Source organism: Saccharopolyspora ipomoeae (assembly GCF_029952525.1).
In the GTDB taxonomy this organism is placed as follows: domain Bacteria; phylum Actinomycetota; class Actinomycetes; order Mycobacteriales; family Pseudonocardiaceae; genus Saccharopolyspora; species Saccharopolyspora ipomoeae.
In genome coordinates, this window is sequence record NZ_JASAOF010000001.1 from 136,539 (window position 1) to 150,732 (window position 14,194).

The 14,194-nt window shown below is 71.6% G+C and carries 17 protein-coding genes and 1 pseudogene; 5 read left to right on the forward strand and 13 right to left on the reverse strand.

From position 1 onward, the window contains the following. Window positions 1-5: 5 nt before the first annotated feature. The gene (locus QFW96_RS00680; protein WP_281453486.1) at window positions 6-326 is read right to left on the reverse strand and encodes a branched-chain amino acid transporter permease; all 321 of its coding nucleotides are present in this window, start codon (window positions 324-326) and stop codon (window positions 6-8) included. Next, entirely contained in the window at window positions 319-1,038 is a 720-nt protein-coding gene (locus QFW96_RS00685; protein WP_281453487.1) for an AzlC family ABC transporter permease, read from the reverse strand. The genes QFW96_RS00680 and QFW96_RS00685 overlap by 8 nt, the downstream gene beginning before the upstream one ends. A gap of 81 nt (window positions 1,039-1,119) precedes the next feature. Between QFW96_RS00685 and QFW96_RS00690 the strand changes: the two genes are divergently transcribed. Next, entirely contained in the window at window positions 1,120-1,560 is a 441-nt protein-coding gene (locus QFW96_RS00690; protein ID WP_281453488.1) for an Lrp/AsnC family transcriptional regulator, read from the forward strand. 57 nt (window positions 1,561-1,617) lie between these two features. Here the strand turns inward: QFW96_RS00690 and QFW96_RS00695 are convergent, their stop codons facing one another. The 4 genes from QFW96_RS00695 to QFW96_RS00710 form a co-directional block, all read right to left on the reverse strand. Beyond that, a complete protein-coding gene (locus QFW96_RS00695) occupies window positions 1,618-1,953 on the reverse strand; it encodes a DUF8129 domain-containing protein (protein ID WP_281453489.1) in 336 nt (111 codons plus the stop codon). 100 nt (window positions 1,954-2,053) lie between these two features. Next, a complete protein-coding gene (locus tag QFW96_RS00700) occupies window positions 2,054-2,233 on the reverse strand; it encodes a CsbD family protein (RefSeq protein WP_281453490.1) in 180 nt (59 codons plus the stop codon). Between the two features lie 85 nt (window positions 2,234-2,318). After that, the gene (locus QFW96_RS00705; protein ID WP_281453491.1) at window positions 2,319-2,522 is read right to left on the reverse strand and encodes a CDGSH iron-sulfur domain-containing protein; all 204 of its coding nucleotides are present in this window, start codon (window positions 2,520-2,522) and stop codon (window positions 2,319-2,321) included. After that, the gene (locus QFW96_RS00710; RefSeq protein WP_281453492.1) at window positions 2,503-3,156 is read right to left on the reverse strand and encodes a HemK2/MTQ2 family protein methyltransferase; all 654 of its coding nucleotides are present in this window, start codon (window positions 3,154-3,156) and stop codon (window positions 2,503-2,505) included. Before QFW96_RS00710 ends, QFW96_RS00705 begins: the two co-directional genes overlap by 20 nt. Before the next feature lie 120 nt (window positions 3,157-3,276). On the opposite strand from QFW96_RS00710, the gene QFW96_RS00715 reads away from it, so the two are divergent. The 3 genes and pseudogenes from QFW96_RS00715 to gndA all read left to right on the forward strand — a co-directional run bounded on the left by QFW96_RS00715 (window position 3,277) and on the right by gndA (window position 6,782). Then, on the forward strand, window positions 3,277-4,413 hold the full coding sequence (locus tag QFW96_RS00715; protein ID WP_281453493.1) for a carboxylate-amine ligase: 1,137 nt from the start codon (window positions 3,277-3,279) through the stop codon (window positions 4,411-4,413). Beyond that, the gene (locus QFW96_RS00720) at window positions 4,410-5,411 is read left to right on the forward strand and encodes an iron-containing redox enzyme family protein (protein WP_281453494.1); all 1,002 of its coding nucleotides are present in this window, start codon (window positions 4,410-4,412) and stop codon (window positions 5,409-5,411) included. The genes QFW96_RS00715 and QFW96_RS00720 overlap by 4 nt, the downstream gene beginning before the upstream one ends. A gap of 49 nt (window positions 5,412-5,460) precedes the next feature. Continuing rightward, window positions 5,461-6,782: pseudogene (gndA, locus tag QFW96_RS00725) on the forward strand (NADP-dependent phosphogluconate dehydrogenase). Here gndA and QFW96_RS00730 read toward each other — a convergent pair. Then, window positions 6,783-7,970: an MFS transporter gene (locus QFW96_RS00730; RefSeq protein WP_281453495.1), complete on the reverse strand. Its 1,188-nt coding sequence runs from the start codon at window positions 7,968-7,970 to the stop codon at window positions 6,783-6,785. 458 nt (window positions 7,971-8,428) lie between these two features. Between QFW96_RS00730 and QFW96_RS00735 the strand changes: the two genes are divergently transcribed. Beyond that, window positions 8,429-9,613, forward strand: a complete 1,185-nt coding sequence (locus tag QFW96_RS00735; RefSeq protein WP_281453496.1) for a Cmx/CmrA family chloramphenicol efflux MFS transporter — start codon at window positions 8,429-8,431, stop codon at window positions 9,611-9,613. A 121-nt stretch (window positions 9,614-9,734) separates the two neighbouring features. On the opposite strand, the gene QFW96_RS00740 is transcribed toward QFW96_RS00735, so the two are convergent. From QFW96_RS00740 to QFW96_RS00765, 6 genes are all read right to left on the reverse strand, one after another. Next, window positions 9,735-10,337: a hypothetical protein gene (locus QFW96_RS00740; protein WP_281453497.1), complete on the reverse strand. Its 603-nt coding sequence runs from the start codon at window positions 10,335-10,337 to the stop codon at window positions 9,735-9,737. A 32-nt stretch (window positions 10,338-10,369) separates the two neighbouring features. Next, a complete protein-coding gene (locus tag QFW96_RS00745) occupies window positions 10,370-10,789 on the reverse strand; it encodes a hypothetical protein (protein WP_281453498.1) in 420 nt (139 codons plus the stop codon). Between the two features lie 130 nt (window positions 10,790-10,919). After that, the gene (locus QFW96_RS00750; RefSeq protein WP_281453499.1) at window positions 10,920-11,735 is read right to left on the reverse strand and encodes an MBL fold metallo-hydrolase; all 816 of its coding nucleotides are present in this window, start codon (window positions 11,733-11,735) and stop codon (window positions 10,920-10,922) included. An 18-nt stretch (window positions 11,736-11,753) separates the two neighbouring features. Beyond that, window positions 11,754-12,053, reverse strand: coding sequence for a MoaD/ThiS family protein (locus QFW96_RS00755; RefSeq protein WP_281453500.1), 300 nt, complete (start codon window positions 12,051-12,053; stop codon window positions 11,754-11,756). Continuing rightward, complete coding sequence (locus QFW96_RS00760) at window positions 12,050-13,165, reverse strand: WD40/YVTN/BNR-like repeat-containing protein (protein ID WP_281453501.1); 1,116 nt, start codon at window positions 13,163-13,165, stop codon at window positions 12,050-12,052. Before QFW96_RS00760 ends, QFW96_RS00755 begins: the two co-directional genes overlap by 4 nt. Before the next feature lie 37 nt (window positions 13,166-13,202). Then, window positions 13,203-13,997 (reverse strand): helix-turn-helix domain-containing protein, encoded by a 795-nt coding sequence (locus QFW96_RS00765; RefSeq protein ID WP_281453502.1) that lies wholly within the window; start codon window positions 13,995-13,997, stop codon window positions 13,203-13,205. Window positions 13,998-14,194 lie beyond the last annotated feature (197 nt).

A 14,194-nucleotide genomic window follows, 5' to 3' on the forward strand; every position in this document is an offset into this window, starting at 1 on the left:
GGCGACTACCAGGGGTAGAGCGCGGTCAGCAGCACGTGCGCAGCCGTTCCTCCGAAGATGCTCAGGACCGCGTTGCGCTTCCACAGGTGCAGGCCGACGGTGGCCGCCAGCGACAGCGCCGTCGGCACGTAGGCCGAGACCTCCGCGTCGCGCAGGGTGTAGACGGCGAGGATCACCATGACGCCCACCGGCATCCGCGCGCCGAGGAAGTGCACGGTGGCACTGCTGCGCAGCGGCGCCAGCGCGGCGAACGGCAGCGCCCGCAACGCCCAGGTGACCACGGCGGACACCGCCACCACGCAGCCGACGTAGATCGGGTCAGGCATCGGAAGCCTTCCCGCGCAACGCGATTCGGCCCACCAGCAGGCAGCCGGTGAACATCCCCAGGGCGGCGAGCAGCATCTGGTCGCCGAACAGCAGCATGGACACCAGCGCGCAGATCATCGCCAGCGCCGGTGCGGGAACGCTGCGCCGGGCGCGGTGGGCGTCGAGCGCGAGCACCACGAACAGGGCGGTGAGGGCGAAGTCCAGCCCGTCGAGCGGGAACGGCACCAGGGCCCCGAACAGCGCGCCGAGCGTCCCGCCGGCGACCCAGTAGCACTGCAGCAGCACCTGCAGCCACACGATGCGCCTGCCGCTCCAGTCCTGCGCGGCGGGCCCGGTGGTCAGCGCGTAGGCCTCGTCGGTGAGCGCGAAAGTGCTGTAGAGCTTGCCGATCCGGCCGCGCACCCGGTGCAGCGGGAACGACAGCGCGTAGAAGGCGTGCCGGAAGTTGACCAGCAGCGCGGTCACCGCGACCTGAGCGAGCGGCGCGGCGGCCGCGACGAGCCCGATCAGCAGGAACTCCAGCGAGCCCGCGTAGACCAGCGCGGTGAACGCGCTCGCCCACCACCAGTCGAAACCGGCGTGCGCCACGAGCAGCCCGAAGGCGACGCCGAGCGGGATCATCGCCAGCCCCACGGAGCTCGAATCCCGTAGTGCAGCGCGGAAGTCGCCGCGCGGGGGCGCAGCGGCCCCCTCGACCAGAACAGCAGGCATGACTGCAATTTTAGGTGGCGAACGGAGTAATATGGTTGCTCACCGTTCCCCGTTTTCGACCCGGAGAGCAATGATATGCCGATGGACGACCTCGATCGAGCAATATTGTCGCACCTGCATCAGGACGGCAGGTTGACCAACGTCGAGCTCGCCCAGCGGGTCGGTCTCACCCCCGCCCCGTGCCTGCGGCGGGTCAAGCGCCTGGAGTCGGAGGGGATCATCGCGGGCTACCGCGCCCGCATCGACCCGGCCGCGGCCGGGCGGGGTTTCGAGGTGATGGTCTCGGTGGAGATCAGCATCAACGACCTGCAGACCGTCGAGGAGCTCGAAGCGGCGATCACCGCCTACGACGAGGTCGTCGAGGTCCACCGCCTCTTCGGCCGCCCCGACTACCTCATCCGGGTCGCGGTCGAGGACTCCGCCACCTTCGAAACGTTCCTCACCACCAAGCTCATGGCCCTGCGCGCCGTCGCCCGGGTCGACTCCCACATGATCATGAAGAAGCTCAAGACGAGCGACTGAGCGTGGGCGGCCCCCAGCGCAGCACCCCTCGCCAGGGACCTTCGCGCTGCGTCGGGGCTACTCGCCCTTGGGTTCGCCCGGCGGTTCCTGGGTGCCGTGGCGCGGCGGGTGCGTCGGTTGCGGGGATCCGGCCGGTGTCACCGGCGATCCCTTCGCCGAGTCGCGCGCCTCGGCTGGCTGAGCCCGGTGCTCACCCGGCGCGGGTTCGGCACCGCGGTCGAGCTCCCCGAGCCGCTGGTTGATGAGCTCGACGACCTGCGGCCGGTCGTTGTGCCGCTGCTCGTAGTCGAGCACCTGGCCGAGCTCGTCGCGGCCGAGCGAGCGAATCATGTGCTGCAGCGAACCCGTCGACAGCTGGTCGTAGTCCGGCAGCGGAAAGTCCTGCTCCTGCATCGGAGCCTCCTGGTCCGGGCGCGTGTCGGCGGGGGCACGTGCGGCCCCCGCCGACCTGGCACCGTTGAATCGCGCGAACTCCCGGGATCGGTGCTGGGAGTCACCCGTCCCGGCGAAAGGCGTCCTTCGCGTGCTCGCCGGCCTGCTTGAGGTTGCCCTTGGCCTGCTCGGTCTTGCCTTCGGCCTCGGTCCGGCGGTCGCCCGTCGCGCTGCCGAGCTTCTCCTTGGCCTTGCCCAGCGTCTCCTCGACCTTGTGACGGGCCTTGTCCATCGCAGACATGTGCAACTCCCTCTCTTCGTCGGGAGACCAACGGCTACCCGGTGGCCCTGCTCCCGAAACGCGGCGTCCCCGCCCGGAGCGGGCCTCAGCTCTCGCGGACCCTGCGGCGGTGGCTGGTGTCGCAGAACGGGTAGGTGCGGCTGCGGCGGCAGGCGCAGACGGCCACGACGAACCGATCGGAGTCCACTGTGGTCCCGTCGCCCAGGTCCAACCGGACCGGTCCTTCCACCAGGATCGGCCCACCGGGCACGACGGTCACCCGCCTGCGGTCAGAGCGTCCGGTCGGCACGGATCACCACCAGTTCCTCCCAGCGCTGCCCGGGCGCGATCAGGCCGCGCTCCTCCAGCACCCCCGCGCGCTTCCGCAGAACCGGACCGAACACCTGCCGCTGCCGGTCCACCACCGCGGCCTTCAGCCCTTCGGAGCGCAGCCGCGCCACCGTGGCATCGGCGTCGGCCACGTCGGACTGCACCATGAGCAACGTGCCGCCGCGCTCCAGCAGTCCGGGAGCGCGACCGCACAGGCGGTCGATGACGGCCCGCCCGTCGTGTCCGGCGTCCCAGGCCCGCGCGAGCCCGCGCGGGTGCTCCGGCCGCGCGGCGGGCACGTAGGGCGGGTTGGCCAGCACGACGTCGAACGGTTCCGGGTAGTCGCGGGCCAGCGCATCACCCGGCACCACCCGCACCGGTAGGCCGCGCAGCCACGCGTTGACACCGGCCACCGCGACCGCGCTCAGCGACACGTCCACGGCCGTCACCTCCCGAGCACCGGCCCGCCCGGCGGCCAGGGCCAGGGCACCCGTCCCGGTGCCCACGTCGAGAACACGACTGCCCGGACCGACCCCGGCATCGCCCAAAGCCCGTGCCAGCAACCAGGTGTCGCCCTGCGGCCGGTACACGGCCGAAGTCCTGAGCAGTCTCATGTCCACACAGGTTTCCGGTCGTGCACCCGGGCAAACCGCTCGCCCGCAGGTTTGGCCCCGTTCGAACCCGGGAAAGCAATGCCGTGCCAGGCCGATCGCAGCCACGAGGAGGTGCGGCCGGTGAACACCCCCGCCGTCGAGGCCGCACCGGCCCGCGCTCCCGACCAGGTGTTGACCTTCGGCGTCGAGGAGGAGTTCCTCGTCGTCGATCCGCGCACCGGTGAGCCGTCCGACGGCGGACCGGGCGTCCTGGCCGGTGTCTCCGTCCTCGACCCGCAGCAGGGAGCCCACCCCGAACTGCTGACCGCGCAGACCGAGGCCAGCACCGGCGTGTGCGGCGCGCTGGCGCAGCTGCGCGGCGAGCTGCGCGCGGGACGGGACCGGATGGCCCTCGCCGCGCGCGAGGAGGGCCTGGCGCTGATCACCTCCGGCACGCCTCCCCTGCCGGGCGCGCCCAGCCCGGTCTCGCCGGGCGCGCGATTCGCGCGGATCGCCGAGACCTACCGGGCGGTGGTCACCGACTACCAGGCCTGCGGCTGCCACGTGCACGTGGGCGTGCCCGACAGGGAAACGGCGGTGGCCGTGATCAACCACCTGCACCGGTGGTTGCCGTCGCTGCTGGCGATGTCGGCGAACTCCCCGTTCCACCTCGGCGACGACACCGGCTACGCGAGCTGGCGCATGGTGCAGCAGTCCCGGTTCCCCGGTTCGGGGATCCCGCCGCACTTCGCCTCCGCGGCCGATCACGACCGGCAGGTCGAGCGGCTGGTGGACTGCGGGGTGCTCGTCGACGGTGCCATGTCGTTCTGGCTCGCCCGCCCGTCCCCGCACCTGCCGACCGTGGAACTGCGGGTCGCCGACGCCGCCACCACCGTCGGCGAAGCCGTGCTGCAGGCCGCGCTGAGCCGGGCGCTCGTCCGCACCGCGCTGCGCGAGCTGTCGGCGGGGCGCGAGGCGCCCCGCACCGACGAGCGGCTCACGCAGGCCGCGGTGTGGACCGCGGCCCGCCACGGGCTCGACGGGCCGGGGATCGACCTGGTCGAGACCAGGCGCGTCCCGGCCGCCGAACTCGTCCACGCCATGGTCCGGTGGGCCTCTCCCGCGCTGGAGGAGACCCGCGACCTGGTCGTGGTCCGCAAGCTCCTCGCCGGGCTGCTGCACTGCGGCACCGGCGCCCGCAGGCAGCGCGCGGCGGCCGCCCGGGGAGCGCTGCTGCCCGCGCTGCAGATCCGACCCCGATGGGAGGGAGCCCGATGACCGCGCTGCCGCACCCGCGAGGCCCGCTGTCGGAGGCCGTCACCACCGCGCTGACGGGCGCGGCCCCGGTGCCACCGCCCGCCGCGGCGCGCGGCCACGACCCGTTCGGCGACGACCTCGCGCTCGCCCTGCACACCTGCTACGAACTGCACTACCGCGGCTTCGACGACGTCTCGCCGGACTGGGAGTGGGAGCCGGAGCTGCTGGCGCTGCGGGCCGAGATGGAGCGCTCCTTCCTGGACGCGCTGCGCGAGCAGGTCCGCGTCTCCGACGACGTCACCGGAGCGCTCGACGGGCTGCTGGTGGAAACCGTTCCGGGCAGCGGGGTTTCGCACCACCTGCGCGATCGCGGCGAGTGGTGGCAGCTGCGGGAGCACTTCGCGCACCGCTCGATCTACCACCTCAAGGAGGCCGACCCGCACGCGTGGGTGATCCCCCGGCTGCAGGGCCGGGCGAAGGCCGCGCTGGTGGCGGTGGAGTTCGACGAGTTCGGTGGCGGCCGAGGCGACCGCGTCCACGCCCGCCTGTTCGCCGACCTGCTGGAAGGCGCGGGCCTGTCGCCGGAGTACCTGCACTACCTGGACGTGGTGCCCGCACCGCAGATCCGCATCGTCAACCTCATGTCGCTGCTGGGACTGCACCGGGGTTTGCGCGGCGCGCTGGTCGGGCACTTCGCCGACGCCGAGATCACCACCGCACCCAGCGCGCAACGCCTGGCCACCGGGCTGCACCGGCTCGGGGCGGCACCCGAGTGCGTGCACTTCTACACCGAGCACGTCGAGGCCGACGCCGTGCACGAGCAGGTGCTGCGCCGCGACGTCATCGGCGACCTGCTGGACCGCGAACCGCACCTGGCCACCGACGTCGTCTTCGGGATCGAGGCCACCGAGTTCCTGGAAGCGAAGCTCTCCGAGCACCTGCTGGACGCGTGGGGTGCGGGCCGCACCTCCCTGCTCAGCCCGCTCGACGGGGCACCGCAGCTCGCTGCGAGCGGGTGACCGCCGGTCGAGAATCGGACCGTCACCGGAGTCGACTCGGGAGTCACCCATGAGCACAACGGCGCAGATCGGCGTCACCGGCCTGGCGGTCATGGGCCGCAACCTGGCCCGCAACTTCGCCCGCAACGGCTACGCGGTCGCGCTGCACAACCGCACGCCCGCGCGCACCCGCGACCTGGTCGAGGAGTTCGGGCAGGAGGGCACCTTCGTGCCCACCGAGTCCGCCGAGGACTTCGTGGCCGCGCTGGAACGGCCGCGACGGCTGGTCATCATGGTCAAGGCCGGTGATCCCACCGACGCGGTGATCCGCGAGTTCGCCCCGCTGCTCGACTCCGGCGACGTGATCATCGACGGCGGCAACGCGCACTTCGCCGACACCCGCCGCCGCGAGCAGGAGCTGCGCGAGCGCGGCATCCACTTCGTCGGCACCGGCATCTCCGGTGGTGAGGAGGGCGCGCTGCACGGCCCGAGCATCATGCCGGGCGGTTCGAAGGAGTCCTACGCCTCGCTCGGCCCGATGCTGGAGCGCATCGCCGCCCAGGCCGCTGACGGGGCGCCGTGCGTCACCCACGTCGGCGCGGACGGGGCCGGTCACTTCGTGAAGATGGTGCACAACGGCATCGAGTACGCGGACATGCAGCTCATCGGCGAGGCATACCAGCTGCTGCGCGACGTCGGCGGCTACTCGCCGGAGGAGATCGCCGGGATCTTCCGCGCGTGGAACACCGGCCGGCTGGACTCCTACCTGATCGAGATCACCGCCGAGGTCCTCTCCCACGTGGACGCCGCGACCGGGCGCCCGTTCGTCGACGTGGTGGCCGACCGGGCCGAGCAGAAGGGCACCGGCCGCTGGACCGTGCAGCTGGCCCTGGAGCTGGGCGCGCCGGTGTCCGGGATCGCCGAGGCGGTCTTCGCGCGCTCGTTGTCCGGCCACACCGCCCTGCGCGAGGCTTCCACGAGATCGCCGCGGGCAGCGCGCAGTACGACTGGAGCCTCGATCTCGGTGCGATCGCGTCGATCTGGCGCGGCGGGTGCATCATCCGCGCGGCGTTCCTTGACCGCATCCGCGCCGCCTACGACAGCCGCCCGGACCTGCCGAGCCTGCTCGACGACGCCGAGTTCGCCGAGGAGATCGCCGAGGCGCAGGACGATTGGCGCGCGGTGCTCGTCTCCGCCACCGAGCAGGGCGTTCCCGCACCGGGTTTCGCCGCCGCGCTGTCCTACTACGACGCGCTGCGCGCCGACCGGCTCCCGGCCGCGCTCACCCAGGGCCAGCGGGACTACTTCGGCGCCCACACCTACCAGCGCACCGACCGCGACGGCACCTTCCACACCTTGTGGGGAGGCGACCGCAGCGAGGTCGAGGTCTGATCAGCCCTCGCGGGGCGGTCTCGCCGCGGGGACCGCGAGCGCCGAGGGCACGAGCAGGACCGCGACCAGCAGCAGGGCGTGCAGGGTGCCGACGTGGTCGGCGAGGTAGCCCAGCAGCGGCGGTCCCGCGAGGAACGCGGTGTAGCCGATGGTCGACACGACGCTGACCCGGGCGGCGGCCCGGGCCGGGTCGTCGGCCGCGGCGCTCATGCCGACCGGGAATCCCAGCGAGGCGCCGAGCCCCCAGATCGCGGCGCCCAGGAACACCAGCGGCAGCCAGGTCCCGTGCACCACCAGCAGGACGCCGACGGCGGCCGTGGCCATCGTCGTCCACAGGACCTTGACGCGGCCGAAGCGGTCGAGCAGGACGGTGCCGCCGACGCGTCCTGCGGTCATGGCGCTGAGGAACACGGCGAACCCGACGGCGCCGAGCCACGGCGGGACGTCGTGACCGTCGACCAGCGCCACCGCCAGCCAGTCGTTGGCCGTGCCCTCGGTGAGCGCCATCGCGAGCACCATGAGCCCGACCAGCAACGTGCGGGGTTCGGCCCAGGCCCGCAGGATTCCGCCGCCGGACTTCGCGTCCGGATCGGGCTCGTCGTGCGCGGGCAGCAGCGACGGGACGGCCAGCGCCGGGCCGATCGCCGCCAGCAACGCGGCCGCGATCAGGTGCGCCACGACCGGCACGCCGAGCGCGGCGCAGGCCGCGCCGACACCGGCTCCGATCACCGTGCCGAAGCTGAACCCGGCGTGGAAGCGGGGCATGATCGTGCGGCCGATCGCGCGCTCGACCGCGGCGCCGTCGATGTTCATCGACACGTCCCACAAGCCCGTGCCCAGCCCGAACGCGAACAACCCCGCCGCAGTGATCCACACGCTGCCGAACAGCCCGGCCCCGGTTCCGGACAACACCAGCCCGGAGGCCGTGACCACGGCTCCGCCGCTGATCACCGCCCGCGCCCCGAACCGGTGCACCGCCGTCCCGGACAGCGGCAGCGCGAGCAGCGATCCCGCCGAGATCGCCAGCAGCATCCGGCCCAGCTCCCCGGGCGTCACGGACAGCGCGTCGCGCACCTCCGGGATCCGCGACATCCAGCTGGCCATCGCGAACCCGTTGAGCGCGAACACCACCGCGACGGCGTTGCGCGCCCGCAGCACGCCCGGTTCGGCACGCGTTTCGACCGCCACAGAAATCCCCCAGGAACCGTTGGGCACAGCACCGCGATGCACGGCATCGATCCAGACCGCTCACGAGTCTGGGCCACAACCCTTAGGCGGTCAAACCACTTTCCGCAAGCATGAGCCGGATCTCCGGCAGGGCCGTTTGAACAGCACCGGCACCCGGTCCAGGTCTGCCGATGCTCCGCCGTCCGAGCCCGACCAGTGGTTGCTGGGCAGGACGTTGATGCCGATGGCGTGGCTCGCGGGTGTGAGGTACCGGGTGGCCATCGGTTAGGGTGAAGTCCATGTCGAGCCCCGAATCGGACACTGCGGGGGCTTTCGGTCACGCCGTCAGCCCCCTGGACCACTGAGGTTCCAGCCTTCCCGCCCAGCTTCTGCATGCGTGGGCGGCTGTTTGGACGTTCGATCGGGCTGGCCGTGGTGACGAGACGCCTTCTGCTCGTTTCTCGCCTCGGAGTTGCTCGATGCCTTTCGCCCTCTACATGCTCGCCCTCGCGGTCTTCGCCATGGGCACCTCGGAGTTCATGCTCGCCGGCCTCGTGCCGAACATCGCCACCAGCCTCGACGTCTCGGTGGGAACGGCCGGACTGCTCACTTCGGCCTTCGCGGTCGGGATGATCGTCGGCGCTCCCGCGATGGCTGCCTTCGCCCGCCGGTGGCCCGCACGTGCCACGCTCCTAGGTTGCGTGGTGGTCTTCGCCCTCTGCCACGTCATCGCCGCGGTCACCCCGTCCTTCTCCGTGCTTGCCGCAACCCGCGTCTTGGCCGCGGTTGCCAATGCCGGCTTTCTGGCGGTCGCCCTGAGTACCGCGACCCGTCTTGCAGCCCCGGACCTGAGAGGACGAGCCCTGGCGGTCCTTCTATCCGGTACCACGATCGCCACCGTCGCCGGTGTCCCGGCGGGCGCGCTGTTCGGTGCGGCAATGGGCTGGCGGAGCACGTTCTGGGCAGTCGCGCTGCTGTGCGTCCCCGCAGCAATCGGCATCCTCACCGGGCTCCGCCCCCGCCCGGGATCAGCACCGGAAGGGCCCGGGGGTGCCCCTTCCTTGCGCTCCGAACTGGCCCAGCTCCGAGCGCCCCGCCTGCTCATGGCAATGCTGCTCGGCGCGCTGGTCAACGGTGGAACCTTCTCCGCGTTCACCTTTCTCGCACCCGTCGTGACCGGAACCGCCGGGCTGGACGAGGTGTGGGTGCCGCTGGCCCTGGTGCTGTTCGGCATCGGATCCTTCGTCGGAGTCACTGCCGCGGGGAGGCTCTCCGACCAGCACCCCCGCCTGGCTCTCGGCGTGACCGCGCCCATCCTGCTGTTGGGGTGGCTGGCTTTCGCACCGCTCGCGGCACACCCCCTACCGCTTCTGGTCCTGGTCTTCGTCCAGGGAGCCTTGGCGTTCGCGGTGGGAAGCACGCTGATCGCGCGGGTCCTCCACGCGGCGTCCGAAGCTCCCACCATGGGTGGTTCCTATGCGACCGCAGCGCTCAACATCGGCGCTGCCGCCGGTCCGGCGATCGGGGCCGTGGCGCTGTCCGGTTCCGCTGACCTGGGTCCTGTGCGAGTGGCAACTGCCTTGACCGGGATCGCGTTGCTCATGATGCTGCCATCGCTGGGGCTCATCGCACCGCGGGACCGGACCGCGGAGGTCGTCCGTTGACTCACGCGAACGCTCCGCTGAGCCTCGAAGTGCGTCGCCGACTCATCAACCCGATACCGAATCCGACCGACAGCGGCGGCTGGCATGTCCCCACGGCCGCCAACGTCCTGCCCTCGTACGACTAGTAGTTGCCCTGGCACTCCTGCAGTTCCTGCTCGGTTGCTTCCGGGCCGCTGTGGAACCGGCAGGAGCGCTCGATCTCGTCGCTGTCGGCGTGGCCGTCGTCGAGCGGCGAGTCACCCGGGCACTGCTGCGGGTCGTAGACCTCCGGGCTGCTGCAATCACGCGTCCCACCGGATTCGGACTCGCTCGGCGTGCTGGATCCCGACTCGGGGCCCGTTGCTGGCTGCTCGCTCTCCGGCCGGCTCTTCTCCGCTGACCGCCCGAAGCATTCGTCCCAGGTCATCCCGGCACACGGCCCGATGCGCGGGTCGTCATCGGCCACGTCGGTGTACCCGTTGCCCGTTCCGTTCAACTGGCACATCCAACCGATCACGTCGTCCCCCCAACGACAATGCTCGTACTTCACCGCTTCGCCGGACTCCGATGGCGAATCCTGCTGCTGCGCGGAGGAAGGTGGTGGTGGTGGTGGTGCCGGTGCAGGTGGCGGAGCGGGCACGGTGATCGTGACCGGCGGCGGTGCGGGTTGCGCCGGCAGCACCGAGCACCCGGCCAACCCGAGAGCGGAAGCTGCGAACGCGGTAGCGATGAACCGAATGGACATGAACGATCCCCCGAAGGAAGGGCAGGGCTCCACTACGCCCTGGCTTGGATGCGCAGCTCGCGCAGACGATCTTGATTGAAGTCGGCCAGCTCGATCGCGGCGTCCCGCGCCGCGGGAGTCGCGGCCACGTCGATCTGCTCGTGCCAGAACCGCACCGCTTGCTCGTGCGAGGTGATCGCCTCAGCGATCCGGCGCTGCTCGGCCTTGCGCTGCGCGAAGAAGTACCGGGACACCGCGATCACCACCGCAGCGATCACCCCGACGACCAAGAACACCGGCCAGAGCTTGGCCACGACCACGCACACGAACAGCAAGGCCAGGAACCCGGCGCACCAGCGCATCGGAGCCGGCTCCCCGACGGGGGCCGCCGGCCGCACCGACGGCGAGTTGAACTCGACCACGAACCGCATCCCCGTTGACGTGCGTTTCGGCTCGACGTTGCGCTCTCCCATGACGATCCCCCCGGGCACTGGTTGCCGGTGGGAAACCGGCCTTCGCCGGCTCCCGGCAGCGGGCTGCTACCCGCGAAGCAACCGTGCACCACCCTGGTGCAGTCACCCAGGGTCGAAGGACCCGGGAACGCTAGTCGCTTCCCGCGTGGCGGTCGAAGCCGGCGGGATCGTGCGCGGCGACGATGTCGATCTCCTCCGGCCGGGCCGCGAGTGCGCGGAGCCGGGCCTGGTTGCGCAGCCGAGCCCGGTTGTCGACGGCCATGACGCGCTGGAACGCGCGCAGCGCGGGAGGGCAGTGCGGGGGAGTCGCGAGCTCGCCGTCGGCGAAGACGGCGTCGCCCGCGTGCAGCAGCCAGCCCGAGCCGGTGCTGACGGCGACGCCGACGTGGCCGGTGGTGTGGCCGCCGAGCGGGATCAGCAGGATCTCCTCGGGCAGCCCGTCGAGGTCGCGCACCGCCTCGAAGCCGAACCAGTCCTGCCCGGAAGCGGTCTCGTAGCAGGCCCAGTCGGGACCGTGCGCCCACTGGCTCGCCCGGTAGCGCATGTCGGAAGCCGCCGTGGCCGCGCGCAGCTCCGGGCCGTGCACGTGCACCTTGGCCTGCGGGAAGTCCCGCAGACCCCCGGCGTGGTCGAGGTCGAGGTGGGTGAGCACCACGTGCCGCACGTCGGACGGGTCGTAGCCGAGTCGCGAGACCTGCGCGAGCGCCGTCGAACCGGTGTCGAGCAGCGGGTTCATCAGCATCCGGAACTGCTTCGGCAGCGAGGTCCGCGCCGGGTCGGAGTCGGCGCTGCCGAAACCGCTGTCCACCAGCACCAGTCCGCTCTCGGTCTCGACGAGCAGGCAGTGGCAGACCATCCGCGCGCGGCGCAGCACCGACCCCGCACCGTCGATCATTCGGCCGCCGAGGGGACGCATCGGACCGCAGTCCAGGTGGTGAACCCGCATGCGACCCACCCTAGGCGATCATCCGCCCGCCATCGCCCCGATGATCATGTACGGCTCCTTGCCGGAGACGACCTCCTCCGGCAGCGGATCGTCGATGTCCTCGTTGGACAGGTCCAGTTCGCAGGCGAAGAACCTGATGAACGCGCGCCGCTTCCGGGTGTCGTGGTCGCGGACGGTGCCGCGCAGCGCCGGGTAGCGGGCTTCCAGCGCGTCGAGCACGAGTCGCTGCGTCGGAACCCCGTCGACCTCGACGAGGACCTCGTGCTCGGGGATCTTCGCCAACGTGCGCAGGTGCGCGGGAAGCAGGATGCGGATCATCGGAGCGTTTGCACCTCCACCGACAGGACCGAGGGCAGGTTGGTGACGATGGGGCGCCACGTGTCGCCGGAGTCGGGCGAGACGTAGACGTCGCCGCCGGTGGTGCCGAAGTAGACGCCGCAGTCGTCGAGCTCGTCCACGGCCATCGCGTCGCGCAGCACGTTGACGTAGCAGTGCTCCTGCGGCAGCCCCTTCGTCAGCGGCTCCCACTCGTTGCCGCCGACGCGGCTGCGGTAGACGCGCAGCTTGCCCTCCGGCGGGTAGTGCTGCTCGTCGCTGTGGATCGGCACCACGTACACCGTGTCGGGCTCGTGGGCGTGCACGTCGATCGGGAACCCGAAGTCGGTGGGCAGGTCGCCGCTGATCTCGTACCAGGACTCGCCCGCGTCGTCGCTGCGCATCACGTCCCAGTGCTTCTGCATGAACAGCACGTCGGGCCGGTCGCGGTGCAGCGCCAGGCGGTGCACGCAGTGGCCGACGTCGGCGTCCGGGTCCGGGATCTGGCCGGAGTGCAGGCCGTGGTTGATGGGCTTCCAGGACTTGCCCCCGTCGTCGGTGCGGAACGCCCCGGCCGCCGAGATCGCGATGTAGAAGCGGTCCGGGTTGTTCGGCGCCTGGATGATCGTGTGCAGGCACATGCCGCCCGCACCGGGCTGCCAGTTCGGGGCGGACTCGTGCTCGCGCAGCGCGGGAAGCTCGTGCCAGCTGCGCCCGGCGTCGGTGCTGCGGAAGAACGCGGCGTCCTCGACCCCGGCGTAGATCGTGTCGGGGTCGGTCGCCGAGGGCTCCAGGTGCCAGACGCGGGTGAACTCCCACGGGCGCGGCGTCCCGTCGTACCAGAGGTGCGTGCCGGGAGTGCCGTCGTAGGAGAAGTGGTTGTCGACGGGGTTCCAGGTGCGCCCGCCGTCGTCCGAGCGCTGGATCTGCTGCCCGAACCAGCCCATCGACTGGGAGGCGAACAGGCGGTCGGGATCGACCTTCGAGGCTTTGAGGTGGTAGAGCTCCCAGCCGCCGAAGTGCGGGCCCTCCACCTCCCACGTTTCGCGGGTGCCGTCGGCGGTGAGGATGAACGCTCCCTTGCGGGTGCCGACGAGGACTCGGACACGGCTCATGAGTGGCTCCCTGCGCTGGTCACGACTGGTCTCCAGCTCAAGGTAGGCCCGCAGCGACCGGCTGTCTTCTCCGATCTTGCGCAATCGGCGAGGCCAGCGGCGGCAGCGCGACCAGCACCGGGGCCGACCAGGGCGGCACGACCCGCAGGGTGATCTCGCGGTCCTCCGGCCGCCGCCCGGGTCCGATGCGCACGGGCGCGGGTGAGCCGCCGACGACGTTCCAGCCCGGCACCAGCTGCTCGGTGTGCTCGGCGCGGGCGGAGAACGCCGTGGCCAGCAACCAGTACGTGCCGGCCGCGATGCCGGTGAGCGCGAAGCAGCCCAGCTCGTCGAGCAGCGCCCCGACGACCGGCACGCCGCGCGGGGCGCGCTGCGGGAACAGGCCGACGTAGATCGCGGCCTCCCCGCCGAGCGCGAGCAGGGCGTCCGGGGCGAGGTGGACCGCGCCGGTGACGGTGCCGCCCGCGCCGGTTTCACCGGTCATGACGGGCCGGGGCGGGGCGTCGCTGAGCAGGTCGGGCAGCCTGCGGAACTGCACCGGGGACAGGCCGATGTCGGCGGTGAACCGGCGGGTGAAGGTGCCGACTGAGCTGAAGCCGACCTCGCAGCAGATGTCGCTGACGCGCTCGTCGGTCTCCAGCAGCAGCCGTTTGGCCCGCTGGAACCGGTGCGCGGCGAGGAACTTGCCGGGTGGCTGCCCGTGGGCGCGCTCGAACGCGCGGGCGAGGTGGAAGGGGCTGTAGCCGACGTGATCGGCGACGTCGGACAGCGTGATCGGTTCCCGCGCGTGCCCGGCGATGAAGCGCGCGGCCTCGACTGCGACGTTCGACATCTCCACCTTCCCCCGTTCGGCCCAGTCCCGGCGGCATGACGCGACGGTACCCCGCACATCCGACATTCCGGATTCGAAATCGGCCCGAGACCCGGCTGGGCTAGGCTGCACGGGTTTGATCTTGGGAGATCGGGGGTGTCGGTGCGGAAGCTGGTGCGGCGAGTCCGGTCCGGGTTCGATCGCGCGTGGTACGCGGC

Excerpts from the sequence above, each read along its gene's own strand:
- QFW96_RS00765 (WP_281453502.1), bottom strand. The coding sequence starts at position 13,997 with ATGTCGAACGTCGCAGTCGAGGCCGCGCGCTTCATCGCCGGGCACGCG.
- QFW96_RS00740 (WP_281453497.1), bottom strand. The coding sequence starts at position 10,337 with ATGTCCATTCGGTTCATCGCTACCGCGTTCGCAGCTTCCGCTCTCGGG.
- QFW96_RS00750 (WP_281453499.1), bottom strand. The coding sequence starts at position 11,735 with ATGCGGGTTCACCACCTGGACTGCGGTCCGATGCGTCCCCTCGGCGGC.
- QFW96_RS00685 (WP_281453487.1), bottom strand. The coding sequence starts at position 1,038 with ATGCCTGCTGTTCTGGTCGAGGGGGCCGCTGCGCCCCCGCGCGGCGAC.
- QFW96_RS00755 (WP_281453500.1), bottom strand. The coding sequence starts at position 12,053 with ATGATCCGCATCCTGCTTCCCGCGCACCTGCGCACGTTGGCGAAGATC.
- QFW96_RS00690 (WP_281453488.1), top strand. The coding sequence starts at position 1,120 with ATGGACGACCTCGATCGAGCAATATTGTCGCACCTGCATCAGGACGGC.
- QFW96_RS00680 (WP_281453486.1), bottom strand. The coding sequence starts at position 326 with ATGCCTGACCCGATCTACGTCGGCTGCGTGGTGGCGGTGTCCGCCGTG.
- QFW96_RS00710 (WP_281453492.1), bottom strand. The coding sequence starts at position 3,156 with ATGAGACTGCTCAGGACTTCGGCCGTGTACCGGCCGCAGGGCGACACC.
- QFW96_RS00760 (WP_281453501.1), bottom strand. The coding sequence starts at position 13,165 with ATGAGCCGTGTCCGAGTCCTCGTCGGCACCCGCAAGGGAGCGTTCATC.
- QFW96_RS00700 (WP_281453490.1), bottom strand. The coding sequence starts at position 2,233 with ATGTCTGCGATGGACAAGGCCCGTCACAAGGTCGAGGAGACGCTGGGC.
- QFW96_RS00720 (WP_281453494.1), top strand. The coding sequence starts at position 4,410 with ATGACCGCGCTGCCGCACCCGCGAGGCCCGCTGTCGGAGGCCGTCACC.
- QFW96_RS00695 (WP_281453489.1), bottom strand. The coding sequence starts at position 1,953 with ATGCAGGAGCAGGACTTTCCGCTGCCGGACTACGACCAGCTGTCGACG.
- QFW96_RS00745 (WP_281453498.1), bottom strand. The coding sequence starts at position 10,789 with ATGGGAGAGCGCAACGTCGAGCCGAAACGCACGTCAACGGGGATGCGG.
- QFW96_RS00735 (WP_281453496.1), top strand. The coding sequence starts at position 8,429 with ATGCCTTTCGCCCTCTACATGCTCGCCCTCGCGGTCTTCGCCATGGGC.